Source organism: Reinekea blandensis MED297, assembly GCF_000153185.1.
Taxonomy (GTDB): domain Bacteria; phylum Pseudomonadota; class Gammaproteobacteria; order Pseudomonadales; family Natronospirillaceae; genus Reinekea; species Reinekea blandensis.
In genome coordinates this window covers 909,493-931,169 of record NZ_CH724149.1, presented here as the reverse complement: position 1 = coordinate 931,169, position 21,677 = coordinate 909,493, and the positions used below count along the sequence as shown (strand labels likewise).

The 21,677-nt window shown below is 51.5% G+C and carries 20 protein-coding genes and 7 tRNA genes; 11 read left to right on the top strand and 16 right to left on the bottom strand.

Features of this window, described 5'->3' with window-relative positions; genetic code table 11:
* Positions 1 to 77: 77 nt before the first annotated feature.
* The 10 genes from ccoG to ccoM all read left to right on the top strand — a co-directional run bounded on the left by ccoG (position 78) and on the right by ccoM (position 8,419).
* Positions 78 to 1,478 carry a cytochrome c oxidase accessory protein CcoG gene (ccoG, locus tag MED297_RS04295; RefSeq protein ID WP_008042666.1) on the top strand — a complete coding sequence of 467 codons (1,401 nt, stop codon included), beginning with the start codon at positions 78 to 80 and terminating at the stop codon, positions 1,476 to 1,478.
* Between the two features lie 18 nt (positions 1,479 to 1,496).
* Positions 1,497 to 2,012 (top strand): FixH family protein, encoded by a 516-nt coding sequence (locus MED297_RS04290; RefSeq protein ID WP_008042665.1) that lies wholly within the window; start codon positions 1,497 to 1,499, stop codon positions 2,010 to 2,012.
* Positions 2,009 to 4,396 (top strand): heavy metal translocating P-type ATPase, encoded by a 2,388-nt coding sequence (locus MED297_RS04285; RefSeq protein ID WP_008042664.1) that lies wholly within the window; start codon positions 2,009 to 2,011, stop codon positions 4,394 to 4,396. Before MED297_RS04290 ends, MED297_RS04285 begins: the two co-directional genes overlap by 4 nt.
* Entirely contained in the window at positions 4,396 to 4,581 is a 186-nt protein-coding gene (gene ccoS, locus MED297_RS04280; protein WP_008042663.1) for a cbb3-type cytochrome oxidase assembly protein CcoS, read from the top strand. The genes MED297_RS04285 and ccoS overlap by 1 nt, the downstream gene beginning before the upstream one ends.
* Positions 4,571 to 5,218, top strand: coding sequence for a sulfite exporter TauE/SafE family protein (locus MED297_RS04275; protein WP_008042662.1), 648 nt, complete (start codon positions 4,571 to 4,573; stop codon positions 5,216 to 5,218). The genes ccoS and MED297_RS04275 overlap by 11 nt, the downstream gene beginning before the upstream one ends.
* Before the next feature lie 3 nt (positions 5,219 to 5,221).
* Positions 5,222 to 5,824 carry a gamma-glutamylcyclotransferase family protein gene (locus MED297_RS04270; RefSeq protein WP_008042661.1) on the top strand — a complete coding sequence of 201 codons (603 nt, stop codon included), beginning with the start codon at positions 5,222 to 5,224 and terminating at the stop codon, positions 5,822 to 5,824.
* A 112-nt stretch (positions 5,825 to 5,936) separates the two neighbouring features.
* Entirely contained in the window at positions 5,937 to 6,386 is a 450-nt protein-coding gene (locus tag MED297_RS04265) for a hypothetical protein (protein WP_008042659.1), read from the top strand.
* 69 nt (positions 6,387 to 6,455) lie between these two features.
* The gene (gene ttcA / locus MED297_RS04260; RefSeq protein ID WP_008042658.1) at positions 6,456 to 7,388 is read left to right on the top strand and encodes a tRNA 2-thiocytidine(32) synthetase TtcA; all 933 of its coding nucleotides are present in this window, start codon (positions 6,456 to 6,458) and stop codon (positions 7,386 to 7,388) included.
* A gap of 46 nt (positions 7,389 to 7,434) precedes the next feature.
* Positions 7,435 to 8,178 (top strand): fumarate/nitrate reduction transcriptional regulator Fnr, encoded by a 744-nt coding sequence (gene fnr / locus MED297_RS04255; RefSeq protein WP_050762860.1) that lies wholly within the window; start codon positions 7,435 to 7,437, stop codon positions 8,176 to 8,178.
* A 121-nt stretch (positions 8,179 to 8,299) separates the two neighbouring features.
* Positions 8,300 to 8,419 carry a cytochrome c oxidase subunit CcoM gene (gene ccoM, locus MED297_RS22680; protein ID WP_008042654.1) on the top strand — a complete coding sequence of 40 codons (120 nt, stop codon included), beginning with the start codon at positions 8,300 to 8,302 and terminating at the stop codon, positions 8,417 to 8,419.
* Here the strand turns inward: ccoM and nudC are convergent, their stop codons facing one another.
* Together nudC and MED297_RS04245 are read right to left on the bottom strand one after the other, a co-directional pair.
* Positions 8,420 to 9,232 carry an NAD(+) diphosphatase gene (gene nudC, locus MED297_RS04250; RefSeq protein ID WP_008042652.1) on the bottom strand — a complete coding sequence of 271 codons (813 nt, stop codon included), beginning with the start codon at positions 9,230 to 9,232 and terminating at the stop codon, positions 8,420 to 8,422.
* A 10-nt stretch (positions 9,233 to 9,242) separates the two neighbouring features.
* Positions 9,243 to 11,876: a bifunctional acetate--CoA ligase family protein/GNAT family N-acetyltransferase gene (locus tag MED297_RS04245; protein WP_008042650.1), complete on the bottom strand. Its 2,634-nt coding sequence runs from the start codon at positions 11,874 to 11,876 to the stop codon at positions 9,243 to 9,245.
* Positions 11,877 to 11,952: 76 nt separating this feature from the next.
* Here MED297_RS04245 and MED297_RS04240 point away from each other — a divergent pair, with 76 nt between their 5' ends.
* On the top strand, positions 11,953 to 12,879 hold the full coding sequence (locus tag MED297_RS04240; protein ID WP_008042647.1) for a histone deacetylase family protein: 927 nt from the start codon (positions 11,953 to 11,955) through the stop codon (positions 12,877 to 12,879).
* 21 nt (positions 12,880 to 12,900) lie between these two features.
* Here MED297_RS04240 and ylqF read toward each other — a convergent pair whose 3' ends face one another.
* The 14 genes from ylqF to MED297_RS04170 all read right to left on the bottom strand — a co-directional run bounded on the left by ylqF (position 12,901) and on the right by MED297_RS04170 (position 21,654).
* Positions 12,901 to 13,761: a ribosome biogenesis GTPase YlqF gene (ylqF, locus tag MED297_RS04235; protein ID WP_008042645.1), complete on the bottom strand. Its 861-nt coding sequence runs from the start codon at positions 13,759 to 13,761 to the stop codon at positions 12,901 to 12,903.
* A 202-nt stretch (positions 13,762 to 13,963) separates the two neighbouring features.
* Positions 13,964 to 14,839 (bottom strand): 1-aminocyclopropane-1-carboxylate deaminase/D-cysteine desulfhydrase, encoded by an 876-nt coding sequence (locus tag MED297_RS21055; protein ID WP_008042644.1) that lies wholly within the window; start codon positions 14,837 to 14,839, stop codon positions 13,964 to 13,966.
* Positions 14,840 to 14,880: 41 nt separating this feature from the next.
* Positions 14,881 to 16,596 carry a coiled-coil domain-containing protein gene (locus MED297_RS21050; protein ID WP_050762858.1) on the bottom strand — a complete coding sequence of 572 codons (1,716 nt, stop codon included), beginning with the start codon at positions 16,594 to 16,596 and terminating at the stop codon, positions 14,881 to 14,883.
* Between the two features lie 512 nt (positions 16,597 to 17,108).
* A tRNA-Asp gene (locus tag MED297_RS04220) sits at positions 17,109 to 17,185 on the bottom strand.
* 6 nt (positions 17,186 to 17,191) lie between these two features.
* A tRNA-Val gene (locus MED297_RS04215) sits at positions 17,192 to 17,267 on the bottom strand.
* Positions 17,268 to 17,318: 51 nt separating this feature from the next.
* Positions 17,319 to 17,395: transfer RNA gene (locus MED297_RS04210), tRNA-Asp, on the bottom strand.
* A gap of 6 nt (positions 17,396 to 17,401) precedes the next feature.
* Positions 17,402 to 17,477, bottom strand: a tRNA-Val gene (locus tag MED297_RS04205).
* A gap of 51 nt (positions 17,478 to 17,528) precedes the next feature.
* Positions 17,529 to 17,605: transfer RNA gene (locus tag MED297_RS04200), tRNA-Asp, on the bottom strand.
* 159 nt (positions 17,606 to 17,764) lie between these two features.
* Positions 17,765 to 17,841: transfer RNA gene (locus MED297_RS04195), tRNA-Asp, on the bottom strand.
* A gap of 6 nt (positions 17,842 to 17,847) precedes the next feature.
* Positions 17,848 to 17,923, bottom strand: a tRNA-Val gene (locus MED297_RS04190).
* A gap of 135 nt (positions 17,924 to 18,058) precedes the next feature.
* Positions 18,059 to 19,336 carry a TRAP transporter large permease gene (locus MED297_RS04185; RefSeq protein ID WP_008042642.1) on the bottom strand — a complete coding sequence of 426 codons (1,278 nt, stop codon included), beginning with the start codon at positions 19,334 to 19,336 and terminating at the stop codon, positions 18,059 to 18,061.
* Positions 19,333 to 19,818 carry a TRAP transporter small permease gene (locus MED297_RS04180; RefSeq protein ID WP_008042641.1) on the bottom strand — a complete coding sequence of 162 codons (486 nt, stop codon included), beginning with the start codon at positions 19,816 to 19,818 and terminating at the stop codon, positions 19,333 to 19,335. Before MED297_RS04180 ends, MED297_RS04185 begins: the two co-directional genes overlap by 4 nt.
* On the bottom strand, positions 19,815 to 20,798 hold the full coding sequence (dctP, locus tag MED297_RS04175; RefSeq protein WP_040556441.1) for a TRAP transporter substrate-binding protein DctP: 984 nt from the start codon (positions 20,796 to 20,798) through the stop codon (positions 19,815 to 19,817). Before dctP ends, MED297_RS04180 begins: the two co-directional genes overlap by 4 nt.
* Before the next feature lie 10 nt (positions 20,799 to 20,808).
* Complete coding sequence (locus MED297_RS04170; RefSeq protein WP_161599269.1) at positions 20,809 to 21,654, bottom strand: TRAP transporter TatT component family protein; 846 nt, start codon at positions 21,652 to 21,654, stop codon at positions 20,809 to 20,811.
* Between the last annotated feature and the right edge of the window lie 23 nt (positions 21,655 to 21,677).

The window sequence follows — 21,677 nt, the reverse complement described above, 5'->3', positions numbered from 1 at the left end:
GCTCTGCCTCCCTTTTAGTTATCCAAAAGCACAATTAAAATACCTGTTTTTGAATAACTAAATGCAGTGGTCTTCTCATGTCCCAGCCTTCTGATTCAAATAACGAACAGGTTATTGCAACGGACCTGTACCAGTCTCGCGATAAAATTTATGTCCGCCGTATCAAAGGTGTGTTTCGCAACTTTCGATTCTTTGGTGGTTTAGTTCTTTTTGCCGCTTACTTCGGTATTTTGTGGCTGGATTGGGATGGCCAACAAGCCGTCCTGTTTGATCTTCCATCCCGTCAGTTTCATATCTTCGGCATTACCTTCTGGCCACAGGATTTTATCCTGCTGTCTTGGGCGTTGATCATTTCCGCCTTTGCACTGTTTTTTATTACCGTCTTCGCCGGGCGGGTCTGGTGCGGCTATACCTGTCCACAGAGTGCCTGGACATGGATATTCATGTACATCGAGGAAAAAACCGAAGGCAAACGGAACGCACGGATCAAGCTGGACAAACAAAATTTCACCATTGAAAAAGTTGCCCGCAAAGCCGCTAAGCACGCGCTTTGGGTGTTGGTCGCGCTAGCAACAGCAATCACTTTCGTCGGCTACTTTACACCAGTGAAACAACTGATTCCGGACCTGGTTCAGTTTCAGGCGCACGGTTGGGCCATTTTCTGGATCGCATTTTTCACGCTGGCAACCTATGGAAATGCTGGTTGGTTGCGTGAACAGGTGTGCATCTACATGTGTCCCTATGCTCGTTTTCAATCGGTCATGTTTGACCGTGATACGTTGATTGTCAGCTATGACGCCAAACGAGGCGAACCCCGTGGCGCACGAAAGCGTGGTGTGGAGCCGGCCTCCTTGGGCCTGGGTGACTGTATTGACTGTGATCTCTGCGTTCAGGTCTGCCCTACCGGAATCGATATCCGCGACGGACTGCAATACGAGTGCATTGGCTGTGCCGCGTGCGTCGATGCCTGCGACAGCGTCATGGAAAAGATGGGCTATCCAAAGGGTCTGGTACGCTACACCACTGAAAATGCGCTCGAAGGTAAGAAAACGCACCTGTTCCGCCCGAGATTGATCGGCTACGCTGCTGTTCTTACTGCGATGATCGTTGCATTTACTATTGTTCTGATCTCACGGGTACCGATTGAGCTGGACATCATTCGCGATCGTGGTGCACTGCATCAGATGACAGCCAATGGACTGATCCAGAATAACTATCTGCTGAAAATAGCCAACATGACCGACGAAGCCCATACGTTTAACGTCAGTGTTTCAGGTCTTGAGGGACTTGAGTTCAACAGCCCGACCGAAATAACGGTCGACGGTGGCGAATCTGCCACACTTCCCACCATTTTGCTGCTGCCGGAAGAGAAGAATACACTACCAACCAATAAGATTGATTTCACGATCAGCAGCGATTCAGACGATCGATTGACATCAACCGAAGAGAGTCGTTTTTTCGGTCCGGCAAATTTTTAAACACGATTGGAGAGTAAGGTGTCCCAACACGAGTTCGATGAAGGCCCATGGTACAAACAGTTTTGGCTCTGGTTCATGCTGGTACCGCTGGGCATTCTGGTTTTAGCCAGCTTCTACCTGCTTTACAAAGCCGTAACCACGCATGATGGGGTGGTAGTCGACAATTTTTACCGTGATGGTAAAGGTTATGCCGTTCGTTACGAAGAAGATGCGTTTGCCCGGAATATGAACCTTCAGGGCGACGTTCACTGGCAAGATCAGACCATTCGGGTTGCGCTTTCAGGTGAGCTGTCACCACTTCCGGAACTCATGGAACTGTTGATTATTTTTCCAACCAATGACGACTACGACGTCACGGTCAACCTTCAGCATCGCGGCCTAGGGGAGTACGTTGGCACACTCCCTGACACAGTTGCCGGAAACCGCCATCTTCAGTTGCACCCTCTGAACGTCGAACAGGAATGGCGTCTGCATGCAACGGATGTGACTGTTCCTCCCACGCAACCACTGGTCTTGCTGCCAAAACCCGAATGAACCCGGCGTCCTGCTATCACTGTGGCTTACCGAATCCGGATAAGCCACTTACGCTGACCGTTGAAGACCAAACCCTTCACTTCTGCTGCACCGGCTGCCGGTCCGCTGCGAAAACCATTCTTGATGCCGGTCTAGGTGATTACTATCGGTTCTACACTCCGGACCAACACCCTGTTGAAGCACTGGAAAGCCGCCAATCCGGCCTCAGCACCCTGGCTCTTTATGACCGGGCTGATGTGCAACAATCATTTGTACAATCGGCCGAAAACGACACTCAGGCCTGCGTACTCTCTATTGAGGGTATCAGCTGCTCAGCCTGTTCCTGGTTGATCGAAAAAAGACTGCAACAACTCCCTGGCGTGCAACAGGCTCATGTCAACGCGAGCACGCATCGGCTTTCATTGAACTGGGATCCGGAACAGAACAAGCTGTCGGAAATCATGCAATCGATTTTCCTCATCGGCTACAAAGCCAGCCCTTTCCTGCCCGATGAGGAAGAAAAAATAAGAGCCCGGACCCAACGTCAGTATATCCTGCGCTTAGGCATTGCCGGCATTGGGATGATGCAGGCCATGATGAACGCAGTGGCGCTGTATTCCGGCAGTATTTCAGAACAACACGAACTCTGGCTGTGGTGGACCAGCCTGTTTCTGACCCTGCCGGTTATTTTTGTTTCGGCCTGGCCATTTTTCACTTCAGCGCTCAACAGCCTTCGACAGCGCCATATGTCGATGGATGTCAGCGTCAGTCTGGCCATTCTCAGTGCATTTGGTGCCTCTTGCTACGCTACTTTTACCGGTCATGGCGAGGTGTATTACGAATCGGTCAATATGTTTACGTTCTTTTTGGTTCTAAGCCGATTCCTGGAGTTCCGGGCCCGGACGCAGGCCACACGCGAGAGCCAGCTGACCAACACACTGATGCCACAAATGTGCCGGCGCGTCGATCGTCAGGGTGTCAGCGAAGCCCCCCTCAGTGACATCGCAAACGATGATGTCATCCGCCTGATGCCGGGCGAGACCAGCCCCTTTGACGGCATCGTCGTCGACGGACAGAGTCAGTTCGACGAATCCAGTTTTACCGGTGAGTTCAAGCCCATCGATAAACGCATCGGAGATACCATCTCAGCCGGCACAACTAACCGCTTCCAGCGCGTCGATATCCGGGTCACTCGCGAACGACATTCCTATAACCTGTTGACGGCTCTGATTGAACGAGGGTCAGCAGACAAGTCCCGCCTAGCAGTTCTGATCGATCAGGGAGCCCGACAGTTCATCTGGTCAACGCTCATCATCGCAGGGATGATCGGGCTGATTTGGTTATGGATCGACCCCGACCGGGCATTTTGGATTGTCATCAGCGTTCTGGTGGTTACCTGCCCCTGCGCACTGTCGTTGGCCACCCCGACAGCATTGGCACAAGCTACGCTCTCTCTGAAGCGACACGGCTTTGTGATTACCCGTGGCTATGCTTTGGAGCGCCTCAGTCGCTTAACCGATATCGCGTTTGATAAAACCGGTACTCTGACTGAAGGGCGCTTTTATGTGACCGATGTCGAACTCACATCCGCGGCTGAACAACGACATTTTTCTCGCGAAACGTTGATGAGTCTTTGTGCTGCTTTGGAAGCAAACAGCGAACATCCTATTGCTGAGGCGTTTTCTGAAGTACCATCTGACGTACACGCCATCCGCTTATCAGACCCAGAAAACCTACCCGGCCAGGGCGTCATGGCCAACAGCCCGGAGGGCCGCTGGTTTTTAGGTCAAGACCGGGATCACGCATCGACGGTTCAAGAAGGCACCTCACTCAGATTGACCCTGAACGACGAACTGATTGCGCGACTGACCCTGAACGATCGATTACGCCCAACGGTTCCTTTGATGCTTAACTCACTCAACTCATCAAAAATCCGTTGCCATGTACTCACCGGTGATCACAGCAATAACCTCCGAAACGATATCCAGCGCTTAGGATTGAATGGCGAGTTCCATCAGGGTTGCACTCCGGAGGATAAGGTCCGTTGGGTGGAACAGTTTCCTGAGGCCCGTCATCTGGCAGTGATTGGTGACGGACTGAATGATGCGCCTCTCTTGGCCCATGCCGACCTGTCGATTGCCATGCTTAACGCTACGGATCTGACTAAGTCGCAGGCCGACGTCCTGATGCTGACTCAGGATTTACAGGTTTTGAGTAAAGCCGTCCTAACGGCCCGGAAAACCCATCGGATAATACGGCAGAATCTGAGTTGGGCCCTGTTGTACAATGTCATTGCGCTTCCGCTGGCCGCGTTTGGCTGGGTCACCCCGTGGCAAGCAGCCATCGGAATGTCGCTCAGTTCACTGTTTGTTGTCGGTAATGCTCTGAGGCTAAGAAAAATTTAATGGACATCCTTTTATTGCTTATTCCGGTCACACTGTTCTTACTGGTGGTCTCCGGTCTGTTGTTCTGGTGGTCCGTTCGTAACGGGCAGTACGATGATCTCGACAGTCCGGCGCATCGCATACTGTTTGATGATGACGACGACATGATTCCCACCAAAAAACATCGTGACGACGATGCTGACTGAATACTCGGCTGCTTTTCTTCTCGGTTTGGTTTCGGCCGGTCACTGTCTTGGCATGTGCGGCGGCATCGTATTAGCTGCGGGCTTGCAAGCGAAATCTGCGGCGTACTCGATTTTATATAACATCGGCAGAATCGGTAGTTATGCAACGCTGGCCCTGATTTTCGGTTCTTTAGCGTCCATGCTGCCAGAGCAGACGTTTCCAGCTATGAAACTAATATCTTCACTATTGTTGGTATTGACGGCACTGTACCTTTCAGGTCTCAGCCACCTGATCACCCGTATTGAAGTCATCGGCAAGCCCATCTGGGCCCTTTCCCAACCGGTTGCCAAACGCCTGATGCCAGTGCGTCACCCAGGTACCGCTCTGCTGTTAGGTTATTTTTGGGGCTTTATCCCGTGCGGACTGGTCTACACCGCCCTAACGTTCAGTCTGGCGCAACCGACCGTCGGCCAGTCTATGATCAGCATGCTCAGTTTTGGTCTCGGGACGTTTCCCGCAATGATTGGCGCTACGCTGTTGGCCACCACCTTGCGCGCCTGGCTGGCAAAGTCTGCCATTCGCTGGTTACTGGCCGGCATGATGATTATCATGGCGCTCATCATTTTTCACGACGCCGTGTCGTCAATCATGAGGTAACCCATGCCAACACACTATATTTTTGGATACGGCAGCCTGATCTGCCAGGATAGTCGCAGCCGGACCGGCGTTACATCGGATGCCTGTCCGGTGGAAGTACAGGGTATCCAGCGACGCTGGTCTATGCATTCACCTGAATGGCCGGCAACGGCGGTCAGCGCCCATGACAGCCCAATGCATCGATGCAACGGGGTTTATTTCGCGGTCGATGCTGAAAATCTGAAAAACTTTGACGAGCGCGAACAAGGTTATCAGCGTATTCAACTGCCCTGGAACCAGGTCAGTCCTCTGAGCGAGCAATCACTGCCGACAGGTGGCACGCTCTGGGCTTATGTCGGCAACGACACCGGCGAACCATCAGCCGCTCGTCCGATTATGCAAAGCTATCTCGACGTCATCCTCAACGGCTGCCTTAACTTTGGTGTGGAGTTCACCCAGCGGTTTACCGAGACTACGGAACTCTGGCAATGTCTTGTCGATGACCGCCACGACCCACAATACCCCCGGCCGCTGAACCGGACCGAGCGCCTGCCGGATATTGACCGGATTCTGGCCACCCACCTCCCGGATTTGCTGAACCAACGCCAAGCCTACTCCGAACAGTAAACACCCATTTGCCTGGGTCACATAAGCATCGGCTGGATCGTTTCTTGCTGTTCACTCTGTATTCAGTTGCCGCTGTCAAAATGGCGGCAACAGTTGTTTGCAGAGGTCCGCCATGCTCTATTCACCAGAGACATTTCATCATCAGGTTGTGACTCCGACACTGAAGGAGCTCTCCCTTTACCACCCGGAACTCGCGCTCTGCCTGACCGCGATTGCCCTGTCCCCTCAATTGCCTGTCAGTGATGGCTTTGGCATTTATCAAATCAGCCGCCAACAGCACCGTCGTATCTGGGACGAGCAACTGGCAACCAATCCTGACCTGGCCAGCCGGGTTCGCGGACTGGCCAGTCAACACCGCTTTTTACGAGATCCGGATCAGGAACTGATTCTGAACCCCTGTTATGCCACTGCCATCGCCGCACATCTGCTGATACCGGGCAGCGAATCCGTTCAGGACATCGAGTTCCCACAACTCACACAGCGTTGGTGCCATATGAACCAAACGTCAGAGCTTACCGTCGTTCAGAACATCGACCAGTTAAGGCTGCAACTGTTCACATAAAGTTTATTTACTGTCTGTGACAGCCGTGGTACAAAACGCGCCGAATTTATCACCAACTGACATTTAAGAATGACCGCGTCACTTTCCGGAAAAGAAAAACTCGAGTTTAACAAGTTACAGAAGCGACTCCGGCGGGAAGCTGGCCGCGCAATCGCTGATTACAACATGATCGAAGAAGGCGACCGTATCATGGTCTGCCTGTCTGGCGGCAAAGATTCCTTTACCATGCTGGACATTCTCATGAGTTTGCAGAAAAGTGCACCGGTCAACTTTGAGCTGATCGCGGTTAATCTCGATCAGAAACAACCGGGCTTTCCTGAACACATCCTCCCGGAGTACTTAAAATCCGTCGGCGTTCCGTTTCATATCCTTGAACGCGACACTTACAGTATCGTTCAGGAAACGGTCCCTGAGGGCAAAACCACCTGCGGAATCTGTTCGCGTCTGCGTCGCTCCACAATTTATGCCTTCGCGGACCAGATTGGCGCCAACAAGGTAGCCCTTGGTCATCACCGCGATGACATTATCGAAACACTTTTCCTGAACATGTTTTACGGTGGCAAACTCAAGGCGATGCCACCCAAGCTGTTGAGCGATTCAAAGTCCAATATCCTGATTCGCCCGCTCGCCTATTGCCGGGAATCAGATATCGAAGAGTTCGCTCGGCTTAAGAACTACCCGATCATTCCCTGTAATCTTTGTGGCTCACAGGAAAACCTGCAACGGCAGAACATTAAAGCGATGTGTCGTGAATGGGAGAAGCAATTTCCAGGCCGTATTGAAAATATTTTCCGAGCGATCGGGCATGTGTCCCCCTCACAATTGGCGGATCGGTCTCTTTATGACTTCGAATCGCTGGAAATCAGCGCCATTCCTATGACGCCAATGAATGATGTAAGTGAATACTCACCGCTTGCTTCAACGGTAGTCAACACCTGGGTTCCAGAGGAGTCGGAACTCAATGGCAATGATACATTTGAGGTAGATCAAACGACAATTTAATGTATGATTGATATCTATCAATATTCAGTTTGTTTGGAGTCTTTGAATGGCACTCACCACAGCCTGTAAAAACTGCAGCCTGCACCCTTTGTGCTTACCTCTGGCATTGTCGCATGATGATATGGATGCGCTGGATGCCATCATCAAGCGAGGACGTCCGGTGCAGAAAGGTGAGCACCTGTTTTACCAGGGCGACGAATTCAAATCGGTTTTCGCAGTACGTACTGGAACAGTCAAGACTTACACTCTGACTAACGAAGGTGAAGAACAAATTACCGGCTTCCATCTGGCCAGTGAGCTCGTCGGGTTGGAAAGCTACGACTCCATTACTTACCCGGCATCTGCCAAAGCGCTGGAAACGACGAATGTCTGCGAAATCCCAGTTGACCGTTTAGATGAACTGTCCGGTAAAATGCCGGAACTGCGTCGCCAGTTGATGCGTCTGATGAGCAAAGAGCTACGTGAAGAACAGCAGATGATGCTGTTGCTGAGCAAGAAAAGTGCAGAAGAACGCATCGCATCTTTTCTGATCAATCTGGCAGCCCGATTCAAACGACGCGGCTTTTCCGGAACCTCTTTTCGTCTGACCATGTCTCGTGCAGACATCGCCAACTATCTGGGTCTGGCCGTTGAAACCGTCAGCCGTGTTTTCACTCGCTTCCAGAAGCAAGGACTTCTCGAAGCCACCGGTAGTGCGAAAGACATTGTGATCAGTAACTTCGATGAACTGACCAACATTGCTTCGCTGGCAGAATGTGAACGTATTGAGTTGGGCGTTGAAGCCGGATAAGTCAAGCAACTGATCAACCAATCGCTCGATCAGTGCTTCTTTCCTGATTCAGATCAAAACCTCTCCAAGACCGATTACTACACTGAATTGTGTGGAGATTCTGTCTAAGAGAGGTTTTTTTATGTATATGGATGCCGTAGTTTTTTCCGGGCTGGCCGTCGTTGGGCTGATGGTGGCGTTCTTTGGTGGTGTTGTGTATTTCCTGCGTAAGGACGCTAAACAGCATTCCCACGAAAAGTAATCAACTGTTTGCCATGAGTTGCTGATACCGACGAATCATCCATCCTGCGATTGAGATCGTCGGTGGGATCTTGGGCAGATCATCAATATCAAACCAGCGGGCATCGGCAATTTCACCGACCGCTGGTACGATCTCGCCGCCGGCGTACTCCGCCTGAAACCCGAGCATGAGCTGATTTGGAAATGGCCACGCCTGACTGTTCAGGTACTGCAGGTTGCGCAGCTCCACGTTCACCTCTTCTTTAACTTCTCGCATCACCGCCTGTTCAGCCGACTCTCCGGATTCAATGAAGCCCGCCAGCGTGCTGTACCAGCCCTGCTCCTTGTGCTTTTCCCCCTGAGCCAATAACACCTCACGACCGCGGGTAATCAAAACGATGATGCACGGCGATATGCGCGGATAGAAACGCAAACGGCAAGGTTCACACTGTTTGGCGAACTCACCTTCAACCTGAGTCACCGGTTGCCCACACTGGCCACAAAACCGATGCTGTTTCACCCAATCAAGATGAGCCCTTGCCCGCGCGCACAACATAAACTGGGTTTCCCCGAGGTAAGCAACATCGCGCAGAGTGCAGGAGTCCAAGGTTTCATCAGAGTTGCGAAGGCGCGCCGTAAAATAGGCGTGACCGTTCAACAGTGCCACAAATTCCAACTCATGCACCTCTCCTGGGAGTCGAGACCCATCCCAAGCGACGGTATCACCGTTCAGGATGATTCGGTCTTCGTACCAAAGGATGTAACGGCTGTTCGGACCCGGTTCAGGGCCCTGCCCGGGCAGTTCTATCCGGTGTGCACCCAGTTCGTATAACATGAAACGTCCATCAGAGTTCTTTCGTCACCCGAATGATGTCATCTTCATGTACGGATTCAAAGCCGTAATGGCGAGCCAGCCCCAGCATTGGCGCATTTTCCGGCAAGACATCCGCCACAATGGTACGAACTTTCAGGCTTTCAGCATAACGGAAGGTTTTTTCCATTAACCTGCCAGCCAGCCCGGTCCCCTGAGCTTGTGGCGCCACCATGATCGAAAACTCAATCTCATTGCGATTAATGTCCCACCAGAGACGCATTTCGCCGATCATCAGTCCTTGGGACATCGCGACAAAAACCATTTCCCGCCGGTAATCAATCTGGCTCATAGTCGCCAACTCGAGATGCTCAAACTTCAGACGGCTGTAGAAGAACCTTAAGCGCAGTTCTTCCGAACTGAAGCGACCAAAAAAGGCTTTGAGTTCCGGCTCGTCTTCACCCCGTATTGGACGAATCATGATGGTTTTGCCGTTTTTCAACAGCACTTTTTCTTCCATATGCGCCGGGTATGGATTCAAGGCCGGACGGAGCTTTTCACCAATGGACGCTGCCGCGCCTAACACAATGGGTTCCGCATCATTCTGCAGTAACAGATTTACTTCAACTCCGGACAGTCTCGGATTATCAATCACCATTTGAGACAAAGCGACACAATGCTGTATCAGGACCTTCATATCACCGGCGACATCCTGGCTGCGTTCCAACAGTACCTGATACCCATGTGAGCGCTGAATCATCTGTTTCGCCAACGATGAGTTGATGGGCACTAAGGCTACCTGCCGATCCGCCAGCATATCGGCATGAGAACCGCCCTCGCCGAAAAAGATCAGCGGTCCATAGGTATTATCCCGGGTAATTCCCAAGCTGAACTGCATCGCATCGACTTTACGCCGCATCGGCTGGACCGCCCAACCCAGGATGCGGGAGTCCGGCATTCTGCGGTTTTTCTCTTCAATCAGTTCCGACTGTGCAACGCGCAGTGCCGCCTCATCAACAATTTCAATCTTGGAACCTCGCCATCGGGCCGCCGGCGTTTTCTGATAAGCAAATGGGTAACTGTAGGTCTGATGCACAATCCGCAGCGCGGCTGGAAAAAAGCGCGGCGTCAATCGGGATACCAGGCGTTCAAAATCGGTATCAAACGTACTGTCGACCAGCGTGAAGCCATAAGCTCTCAAAAGATAACGAGACTCCGGCCAGGTCAGATAGTCGCGTCGGTTCCGGCGTGCCTGATAGATCACACGCTTGGCTTGGTCATGATCTGGTTGAAAGTCCAGGGCATCGGTTGTCGGTGTTTCGCGCAGCTTCTCTTGAGCTTCAGTGTGCTTGGAAAGTGTTATATAGGCGTTTACCGCTTCCGTTGGAGAATCAAAGTTTAGTAATCCACGGCCATCAAAAATCCGCCGGGCTTCCTGGGTCGTCAATCCACCCAGAAAACAGGTGAGAATCAGGCGACGCGAGCGCTTAATGTGTTTAAGCAATGTCTCCGCCACCGAGGTAGAATCTGAACGACGGTTGGGTGAGTGGATGACCAAAATAGCCCCAAGACCGGGTTGTCGCTCTAACTGCTGTAAGAGCCCAACATAATCATCACCAGACGACTGTGGCGGCAGAATTGCGGGATTGCCACCGGTCTCTTCGGTGTACCAGGTATGAGCCCTGATATAGTCTGATTCGATCGGCGAGGCCAACTCTCCCGATTGTCTTAACAGGTTCTGACGGGCAAGCATGGCGGTGCCCATACCGTTACTGACAATGGCCAGATTACGGAAATGCAGTGGCTTTGAGCGGGACAATATTTCCAATCCGCCAAACAGCCCATCGACGGTATCAACCTGCAAAACCCCGGCTCGGGCGAAAAATTCAGCGTCAATCTTCTGAATATCAGTGACACCGTTCGGCAGTGCATCGGTTGAATGGGTGCGCAGTGCCAGTACTTTTTTGGAACGTGATGCGGCCCTGAGTGCGGTTAGCAATCGATTGGCATCACGGATCTGCTCCAGATGAATAAGAATGGCCTTAACCCGCCGGTCTGCAGCCAGATTATCAACGACATCGGAAATCCGGATATCAGCGCTCGCGCCCAATGTCAAAAAATGAGAAAAGCCAATGCCCCGGGCGCCCGCCCAGTCCAGCAGTGCGGACCCAAGTGCAGCGGAATGGCCGATGTATGCAGCAGAGCCCGGTAGCGCATCGAGGTGGGTATAGCTGGCGTTCATGTGATGATCTGGCACCAGAATGCCCAGACAGTTTGGTCCCATGAGTCGTATGCCGAGTTCGCGGGCAAGTTCTCCGATCTTGGTGTTCATAGCCGGATTAAAATTTAACTGACGAGCCAGTCCACCTGTCAGAATCAGGGCAGCGCGAATGTTCAATCGCCCCATCTGTCGTAAAACACGGGGGATCACTTCGGGAGGGACACAGAGAATGGCCAGATCGACCTGGGTTTCAATTTCGCGCAGATAACGAACACAGGGATAACCGAAAACCTGATCGTAACCTTTCAGGTTGACAGCAAATATCGGATGCTCAAAAGATGAACTGCGCAGATTCTGAAGAACCAGGCCCCCCATACTGCTTTCGCGCTCGGAAGCACCGACAACAGCGATCGCCTTTGGAGCAAAAAATGAACTCAGGTCGGGCATGTTTACACCAAAGTCGGGATGTATTCGAAATACTCTAGACCTATAATGCCTGTGAATTCAATGGCCTGCATCAACGATGACGAAAACCGCATTTATTTATCATGAGCATTGCGAACTGCATGACATGGGTGAAGACCATCCTGAGTCACCACGGCGGACGGAAATCATTCGCGAACGGTTGATTGAGTCGGGTTTGATGGAGCAACTCCTGCCCCTGAAAGCCTTTCAGGCCACTAAATCGCAGATTCTTCGGGTGCACCACAGCACTTACGTAGATCAACTGGACCGTATCAACCCCAAGTATGGTCTGATTCAGGCCGATCCAGACACCCTGATGGGGCCTTACACCTATGAAGCCAGCTATCTGGCCGCAGGTGCCGGCATTCAGGCCGTTGACGGTATTATGAACGGGGCGTTTAACCGGGCATTCTGTGCCGTTCGTCCACCTGGACATCATGCCGAACCCAACGTAACGATGGGATTTTGCTTTTTCAACAACATTGCCGTTGCCGCTGAACACGCTCTCAAGCACCACAAGCTTTCTCGCGTGGCCATCATTGATTTCGACGTCCACCAATGCAACGGCACCATCGAAATGTATGAAAACCGTCCTGAGGTGATGATTTGTACGAGCTTCCAGCACCCTTTCTACCCTAACAAACATTGGGCGCTTGAGCACCCTCACATACTGCTGACACCGATGGTTGCGTTTTCAGACTTCCGAGATGTGAAAGAGGCCTGGCAAAACGAATGGCTTCCCGCCTTGATTGAGCACCAACCAGAAATGCTGTTTATCTCAGCAGGGTTTGATGCTCATACCAATGACCCGATGGGGCAGATTAACTGGCAGACAGACGACTATTACTGGTTAACAGAAGAGCTGAAACACTTTGCCGACAGCCACTGCCAGGGCCGCATTGTCTCCATGCTGGAAGGTGGCTATGACCTTAAGTCGCTGGCTGACAGCGCGGAACTGCATATCCGGAGTCTCAGTAACCCATAACAGCCTGATGGCACTGCTGAGTCAGTCCGCCTCCAGATCGCGATAAGGTACTTCCCGATCGGGTTCTTCCAGACTGATCCGGCCCAATGCGCCAGAGCGAAAATCTTTCAGCACAACTTCGCTCACCCGATGCCAGTCGACTTCTTTACCCCGAACACAGGCACGCTTTCTGGCGATCATTGCCATGGTATCCATGGCCGTATCGGCAACTTCAGACAGTTTGTATCTTGCCATCAACGCCTCAGGGTAGCGCTGCGCCAGATAATCCACAGTAAACAAAGCGATGTCTTCATACTCAACGGCCGTATCCCGAATGGCACCGCTGGCTGCCAGCCGATACCCACCCACTTCGCTGTCCGGTGAGGGCCACATGATTCCCGGCGTATCCATCAGAGTGAAATCCTGCGCTAACTGAATTTTTTGTTGATTTCGGGTAACGGCCGGCTCATCACCGACGCGAGCAATTTTTTTCCCGGCGAGACCGTTAATTAATGTCGACTTACCCACATTCGGAATACCAACGACAACCGAACGCACCGGTTTGCCCACTGTTCCCCGATTAGGCACCAACTCCCGGCAATAATCGGTCACTTTAGCCAACTGCTTTCGATTGCTCATAACCATGGGAACGACACGGATATGACGCTCTTGCTCAAGATGCCGCTGCCACTTTTCAGTCACTTCGGGATCGGCCAGATCGGACTTACTCAACAAACGCAGTACCGGCTTGTCCCGCCGTACCTTGGTCAGGATCGGGTTCATACTGGACAAGGGGATGCGAGCATCCAGTACTTCAATTACCACATCAATTTTTGGAATGATCTCACTGATCTGCCGGCGAGCTTTGGCCATATGACCAGGGAACCAGTTAATTTTAGCCATCTGTTCTGTCTGTTGAGGAAAACCCGCAGTATATCACGAGCCAGCCTTCGCCTTCAGCTAGTGTACTGAAGAGACCCGCCCCTTCGGCGCAGATGCTCACTTGGAGTGCCTGGTTATCGCTTACTCACGTTGAAAACCCAAATGACTCATTCGCGGTCTGACAGAAATAAGCCTCACTAATCGAAATGAGGTTGTACTGAAACTAAGAACGATTTCCCTGCAGCCCGCCGGTGTGAATAACAACCGTTCGCCAACGTCGAAGCGCTTCAGACTCGTGCCACCATTGATCGACGGCATGCACCACTTTCGACGTATACACCGGGTCTGTCGACACCCCAGTAGTCTCGGTAAACAAAACTCTGAACGCCTGCTGCTCAGTGGTCAACTTACCAAACCCCCGATCCGCCTGGGGCACTAAAAGCTCGAGTGGCTCTGTAGCAATGCTCATTTCCATGAGCCGCATAACCAGTGACTGATAATGCTGAGGATCTCGATAAACAGGGACACCGACCACCCGAACCCCCTGAGGTGCCGCCCGTAACAAGCCTGCCAATGTTGCGCCCGAGCCTACTGCACAGACAACGCAATCAATATCTGACGGTAAATACTGCCACCACTGCGACGACCCTTTGATGGCTTGTTCTGACCAGCCGCCCTCTTCGATTGCAAAGCTCTCAGGAAAACGTGAGGTCCAAGTTTGCCAAAACTCGGTTTTATGACGTTCCTGATAATCTTTAGGGGGCAAAAATTCAAGCTGCATGCCCCATCGCTGACAATCCGCTAATGTTGGGGTCAACTCCTGTTCCGGAAAACCACGCACCAACCCTACCGACGCCAGACCCGTTGCACGAGCGGCCCAGCTCAACGCATGTAAGTGGTTTGAATACCGGCCGCCGACCGAAATCAATGTGGACGCCTTTTGTTTCGTGGCTTGCTGAAGCAATGGCCTCAGCTTGAACAGCTTGTTACCGGATACAACCGGATTCAGTAAATCTCCACGGAGAATCTGCAGTCCTGGTCGACCGGGCCAGTCTGTTAAAGGGAGTGTTTCAGGAAATACCAGCCCCTTCGAGAGCAAATCATCTGAAGGGGCTTTCGGGTGAGGGAACAACGATTCGGTTAGCTGGACTTGCGAAACATTGCTATGTTTCCGCCAGCAACGCGGTGTTTAACACAGTGATTGCTGATCCCCGGCTGGAAGTCAGAAGGCGTATCCACTCGCTTCACGGGCACACCGCATTCTTCGCACTCAGGGCTGTCGTGATGTACCAACCAGGCCTTGTAGTGCTCCAGGGTTACCGCGCATTTTTGCGCCGCCACGGCCAGCGGTTTCTCTAAATAATCTTCCAGCTGACGGGCCGGCAAGCTGATGTGCCCGGCCCCCGGGTGATAAGCAACGAACACCAACTCCAGCTGTTCCATTTTCGAAAAGAGATCGTTCGAGTCAACCGCGTTATCTTCTGCTTCTGACAGCTCTTCTGCCAATCGCTCGTTTTCAGCCGTTAACTTACGCACCGACTGCGTCAACTCCTGAACTTTAAACTCGGTGGTCTTCAGAGATTCGAGCAACGATTGATTGCGGGCTTCCTGTTCAGCAGAAGTTTTATCATTTCGATCAGATTCTGTTTTCAGACTGGTGACCTGAGATTGGAATCGTTCTTTCTCTGACTGCAAACCCAGAATCTGCGCACGCAACTGCGCAATTTCGTTCTGCTTTTCTTCGAGAGTGTTGTTCAGCTCTGCCATTTCTGTAGTATTTGAGCTATTGGCATCGTGAACCTGCTGTTGATATCCACCCACTTTTTCGGTGAGTTCGGCATTTTGCACTCTTAGCGAGGCGATATCTTCCGCCAACTCTTCCATTTCAACTGATTTGGCTGTCAGCTCTTCTTTCAGATGAATAACTTCCTGAGTTTTTTCATCTTCTGCTTTGTTCTGATTCCTCAGTAACGTCAGGTACTCATCTTTTAACTGATCATATTGATCTTTTTGACTCTCGGCCTGTTCTCGTAACTGAATCTGCTCACGCTCAAGTTTGGTGTTTCTGGACTGCAGCTTTTCCAGCAACACACGATTCTGGTTAGACTGCTGTTCAAGCTCCTGAGCCCGATGACGGTAGCTCTGAGCTTCATTGCGCATAGCACGCTTTACCTGATCGATTTCATCTCGATACTTTTCTTCGAGCCCCTGCAGCGTCTGTTTTTGACGACTGATCAACAGGTCGACCTTTTTCTGGAACTCAGCAGCCTGAGCTTCCAGCTTCTGACGCACTTCATCATCATTGCCCACAACAGGAACATCCAGTGTCGGGACCTCAACGGTTTCAGACATCAGGGGAACTTCAGCCTCGGCCGCGTGAATAACTGGTGGTTCCTGTGCAAAGTCGTCCTCATCCTTGATCAGCCCGAGCTTGTTGCCGGCAACGGCTTCTTTTAATAATTGAAAATGATTGATATCACGCTGATTGGGCTCCCAAAGCTCTCGTTGATACCAAGACACAGAGCATTGACTTCGACAGGCCAAGCGAATGGGACCCGCCCCCAGATCAGGGCCAGGGCCGGCGTTATCAGCCAGGTGACGTAATGGGATGTTCCAGTCTTCATCGGCAAAGCCATTCGCATTGAACTCAATGTTAAAGGTCACAACGCTGTGTATTTTCAGACCCGATGTAATTTTCACATACGCCGCTTGGACTTCTTTGTTTGCAAGCTCAGTAACGCCAACAACACCATCGAGGACCGCTTCAAACTCGGAATAACGCATTTGTTTCACGATCGATTTCCGACCAAAGAAACAGATGGCTTCAAACAACTCTTTACTCTTCCTCGATGACATAGGCCGCCTCAATGCGCTTATAGTTATTACCTGGACACGCCGGTATTCTATTCAAACTGTGCTAAATCAACTGTGAATTGCTCAGCAGTTAATAAGCATGAGAACACTAAAGTGTCAGAATGTGACATAGTTTGCCTTTTACTCCACAGCATTCATTATTGCTATGCGCAGGATCAAATTCCACCAGCCTAGAGTAAATATCCGTTCAACAACCACTTTCAGTTCACTATGGACGAACGACCTATCCGATGGATTGCTAAGGTGAAGAGGCCTGACAGAACAACACCAGCAACCGAAGAACTCAACCGAACACAGGTCGAGCCATTGCATGCCCTGCAAGCCATTTGAGGCTTTAAGCTGATATGGTATGAATGAAGGAGAAGAACTCAGGGGCAGCATTTAAGCTGATAGACAGCCGCAGAAAAAGCAATCAAAGAAACATGGCGTTGGAGATTACTGCTGACGAACAATCAGGCTGAACTCCCTGACCAACCTCATAAATGAGGTGAAAGTGGCGGAACGGACGAGACTCGAACTCGCGACCCCCGGCGTGACAGGCCGGTATTCTAACCAACTGAACTACCGCTCCGCATTATGGTGGGTGTGAACGGGATCGAACCGCTGACCCTCGCCTTGTAAGGGCGATGCTCTCCCAGCTGAGCTACACACCCATAATGCTGATTTTACGTTTACTCAACGCCCTCTTTATCCTTGAGAGAAAGTGGCGGAACGGACGAGACTCGAACTCGCGACCCCCGGCGTGACAGGCCGGTATTCTAACCAACTGAACTACCGCTCCGCATTATGGTGGGTGTGAACGGGATCGAACCGCTGACCCTCGCCTTGTAAGGGCGATGCTCTCCCAGCTGAGCTACACACCCATAATGCTGATTTTACGTTTACTCAACGCCCTCTTTATCCTTGAGAGAAAGTGGCGGAACGGACGAGACTCGAACTCGCGACCCCCGGCGTGACAGGCCGGTATTCTAACCAACTGAACTACCGCTCCACGGCAAGATAGTACGCTTCTCAGCGACCCTTTAGACTTGGGTAAAGTAGCAGAACGAACGGGACGCGATGGCCCGGCATTCCGGCTCGCGACATAGCTTTTGCTTGGTCGCGTGATCAGGCTGAAACTCCCTGATCGACCTCAATACTGAGGTGAAAGTGGCGGAACGGACGAGACTCGAACTCGCGACCCCCGGCGTGACAGGCCGGTATTCTAACCAACTGAACTACCGCTCCGCATTATGGTGGGTGTGAACGGGATCGAACCGCTGACCCTCGCCTTGTAAGGGCGATGCTCTCCCAGCTGAGCTACACACCCATAATGCTTAATACTACTGCCTTTCGGCACCTTCTTGCAGGTCAGTCATAGAGACTGCTTGTCAAAAAGTGAGGCGCATTTTATCGATTTTCCCAATGAAGTCAAACATTTAGCTTACTTTTATTGCGCTATTTTTTAGTCTACAAAAACCAGCACCATTGCTGGCCAATAGGTGATCAGCAATACCACCGCTAACAAGACAATCATCATTGGCCAGGTTGCCCGGTACAGCTCGGCAATTGATCGCTTAAACCGATAACTGGCAATAAACAGGTTCATCCCAACCGGTGGGGTGAAATAGCCTATCTGCATGTTCGCGACAAAAATAATCCCCAGATGCACCGGATCGATACCATACTCCATCGCGATCGGCAAAATCAGCGGCACAATGATAATCAGGGCGGCAAAAATATCCAGAATCGCACCTAACAGCAGTAACCCGATGTTCAAGCACAGCAGAAACGCCCAACGACTATCAATGTTTGCCTGTACCAGCTCAAATACTTTGGCCGGAACCTGCATATCAACGAGAAAGTTGGTAAAGGCTAATGCAACACCCAGAATCAGGAGAATACCGCCCACCATTTTCATCGACTCAGCGGCGATGCGCGGTAAATCTTTGATTCTGACTTCCCGATAGACAAACACTTCAATAATCAACACATACAACGCCGTAATCGCGGCAATATCCGAGATCACCAACCAACCGCCCAATATCCCGCCTAAAACAATCAACGGAATGGCCAACTCCCACTTCGACACATTGAGGTGCTGAAGTACTTTGCTCATTTCAAACGAAGTTAATGGTAACTTTTGATGTCGGTGCACCCAAAGGGCATAGAGCCACAAAGATAAAATCATCAACAGAGCCGGGATGAACCCGGCAATGAAAAGATCCTGGATATCAACGTTCGCCACATCCATCTGTTGGGCCACGATACCGTACAGGATCAGCGGAATCGCAGGCGGCAGCAATAACCCCAGACTTCCTGAGGTTGTTACCAGCCCCAACGAGAATCGATCCTGATAACCGGCCTGCTTTAACGCTGGCAACAGTAAGGCACCCAAGGCGACAATCGTGACCCCGGAGCCACCGGTCAGCATGGTAAAAAATGCACTCGCCAACAGAACGATCAGGACCATGCCTCCTGGCAACCAGCCAAATGCGGCCTGTGAAAGGTTTACCAGGCGGTCCGCCGTTCGACTCTCACTGAGTAAATAACCAGCGAAGGTAAACAATGGCAAAGCAATCAACAGAGTATTTTCTGTGAGACGATATAACTCGATTGGCAAAACCATCAGATCTATGCCGGATGACCAAAAGCCCGCACCGGCACTGCTGAGAATGATGACAAAAAGCGGCGCCCCGAGCACCGCAGCAATTACAATCAGGGCAATCATCAAACTGTTCATGACAGCCCCTTCCAAGGCAAGGTCAATGCAGACCCAGCGAATCGCAAAGCCATCACAGCAAAGCCAATCGGCATAATCAGTTCAAACGGCCAAGCCGGCAAACCGGAAAAGGTTTGCATGCCATCCAGATACTCAAAATAGACAAATCGACCGGAATGCCACGCCATGATTGCGCAGGCACAGGCCGCAAACCCTTCGGTCAGTGACGTGACGATGATCAGGGGTCGCCCGGTTAAGTAATGCTTCAGCAAGTCCACTGAAATGTGCTCTCGTTCCCGCGTTGCGACCATCGCGCCCAATAAGGCAACCCAGAGCACCAGCAATCGATTGAGCGGATCAATCCAGAAAAGGCTGGTATCGAACACATTTCGAAGTACAACCTGAAGAACTGCGAACAGCATCATCAACAGTAAGACCCCCACCAACGCCAGTCGCTCAGCCCAGGCCCAAGAACGTGATATTGCGATGAACAGTGATTTCATGGTGACTGACGAACCTGATTCAACAAATCGGTAATACGCTGGTAAAGACCACGATCAAACTCACCGGAATCAATTAACACATCGATGGCTTCGCCCGCTTCTGCTTCGATCTGGCGACGGGCTTCGTCGTCTAACGAGGTAATGGTCAAGCCCAGGCTTGTTAACGCTTCAAAGGCTTTGCGATTATCTGTTCGCGCCAGTGCATCCAGACTCTCGGTGGCTTGGGTGAGCTCCTGCGTTACCACGGCAAGATCATCCTCGCTGAGAGGTTGTAAGGCTCGCTCTGATAACGCAATGAGCCCGTAGGTATACATGAACGGCGCGTCCGTCAGATAATCGACCCGACTGTACCATTGCAACGTTATGGCACCGACAGGCGGAGCCACCAACGCGTTAATCGCTCCGGTCTGCAAAGCCGTAAGCACGTCTGAAATGTTCAGTGCGATCGGATTGATATTAAACGCCTTGGCAATTTTGGCTGAAAAAGGATCATTGGCCGGCAACCAGAGTTTTTGTTCTCGCAACGTTTGGAGATCATCGACCGGCTCATTGGTCATGGCATAAGCAAAGCCGCCCTCTACCAAACCAAAGGTGATCCAACCACTGTCCCGAAACCCCTGAACCAATTCAGCATCGAACTGTTGCCGAACAGCATCCACCTCGGAAAAATCGCGGAACAACAGAGGAGCATTTAACACCTGTGAGTCCGGATAGGTGGCGGCCAGCGCGCCACTGTGAATAAAAGCCCCCTGCAACTGGCCAATACGGATCTTTCTTTGCACCGAGCGGCCATCGCCCATAACACCGCCAGGGTAGAACTTAAGCGTGACCCGTTGATCAGTCGCGGTTGCAATACGCTCACCCGCCTCACGCAGTTCCTTTAAGACGGCGTTTCCATCTGGATATTCAGTGGCAATTTTCAGAACCGTTGCCGAAACTGAGGAACTCAACAGCACCATTAACAGGAGCACTAATCTCATGTTGTTCACCTTAAAAATACGAATCTGACGACGCCAGCAACGCCCTTGCCTGCTCCTGAGCATAGACATTCTGCAGTGTGTAACCATCGACATAAGGATCTAGCGCCAGGGCTTCTTCTAAAAGCCGATCATGAAGCGCCTTATCAAAGAGCAATCGGGCAAAGTTACTCGCATAGTACACGTAGATGATCAGGTTCTGTTGCTCCCCTGCCTCAATTGCCCGTTCGTAATACCCTCTCGCAATGTCTGGTTTCCCGCCAAGACTGGGCGGTAAAATGCTGTTCATAACACCGAGATACAGTTGAGCGGTGCCCTTTTCGTGATTCGGTGCGATCGACACTACTTGCTTGAGTACAGCTTCTGCCTGGCCAAGTTGCGCTATCGCCAACCAGTCATCGGAGTTCGCCTGAATGTACCCCGCCCAGGAAGAACCTACGGCGTATAAATAAGGCAGGTCAGCTTCGCGATCCCATTGCGGCAGCTCATTGGATAGTCGATCGAGTTCCCATTCCGCCATACCACAGGCTTTTGAATCGTGTAAGCAAAACGCCTGAAAAGCGTGCTCTAACGCTTTTTCCGCCAACTTCTTACGACGTGCTTGCTGATCGTCAGGCACAAACACACCCGCATAGGCGCCGTTTAAAGAGGACGCGGTCAATTGCATTGAAGCGCTCTTCGGATAGGTTTCAGTGAGGGCGTCCACCATCAACAGATAACTTGGTAACCCTTCTTTAACGGTCTGTAAATCGTCGCTGTTGAGAATCGCCCCTGAAAGGTTAGAGGGCAGCTTTGTTGTGGCACAACCGGTCAGTAACATAAACAGCACTATGGTCGACAGGTGTTTCATTAACGTCATAATCTTTGGTCTCTCCAAGCCGA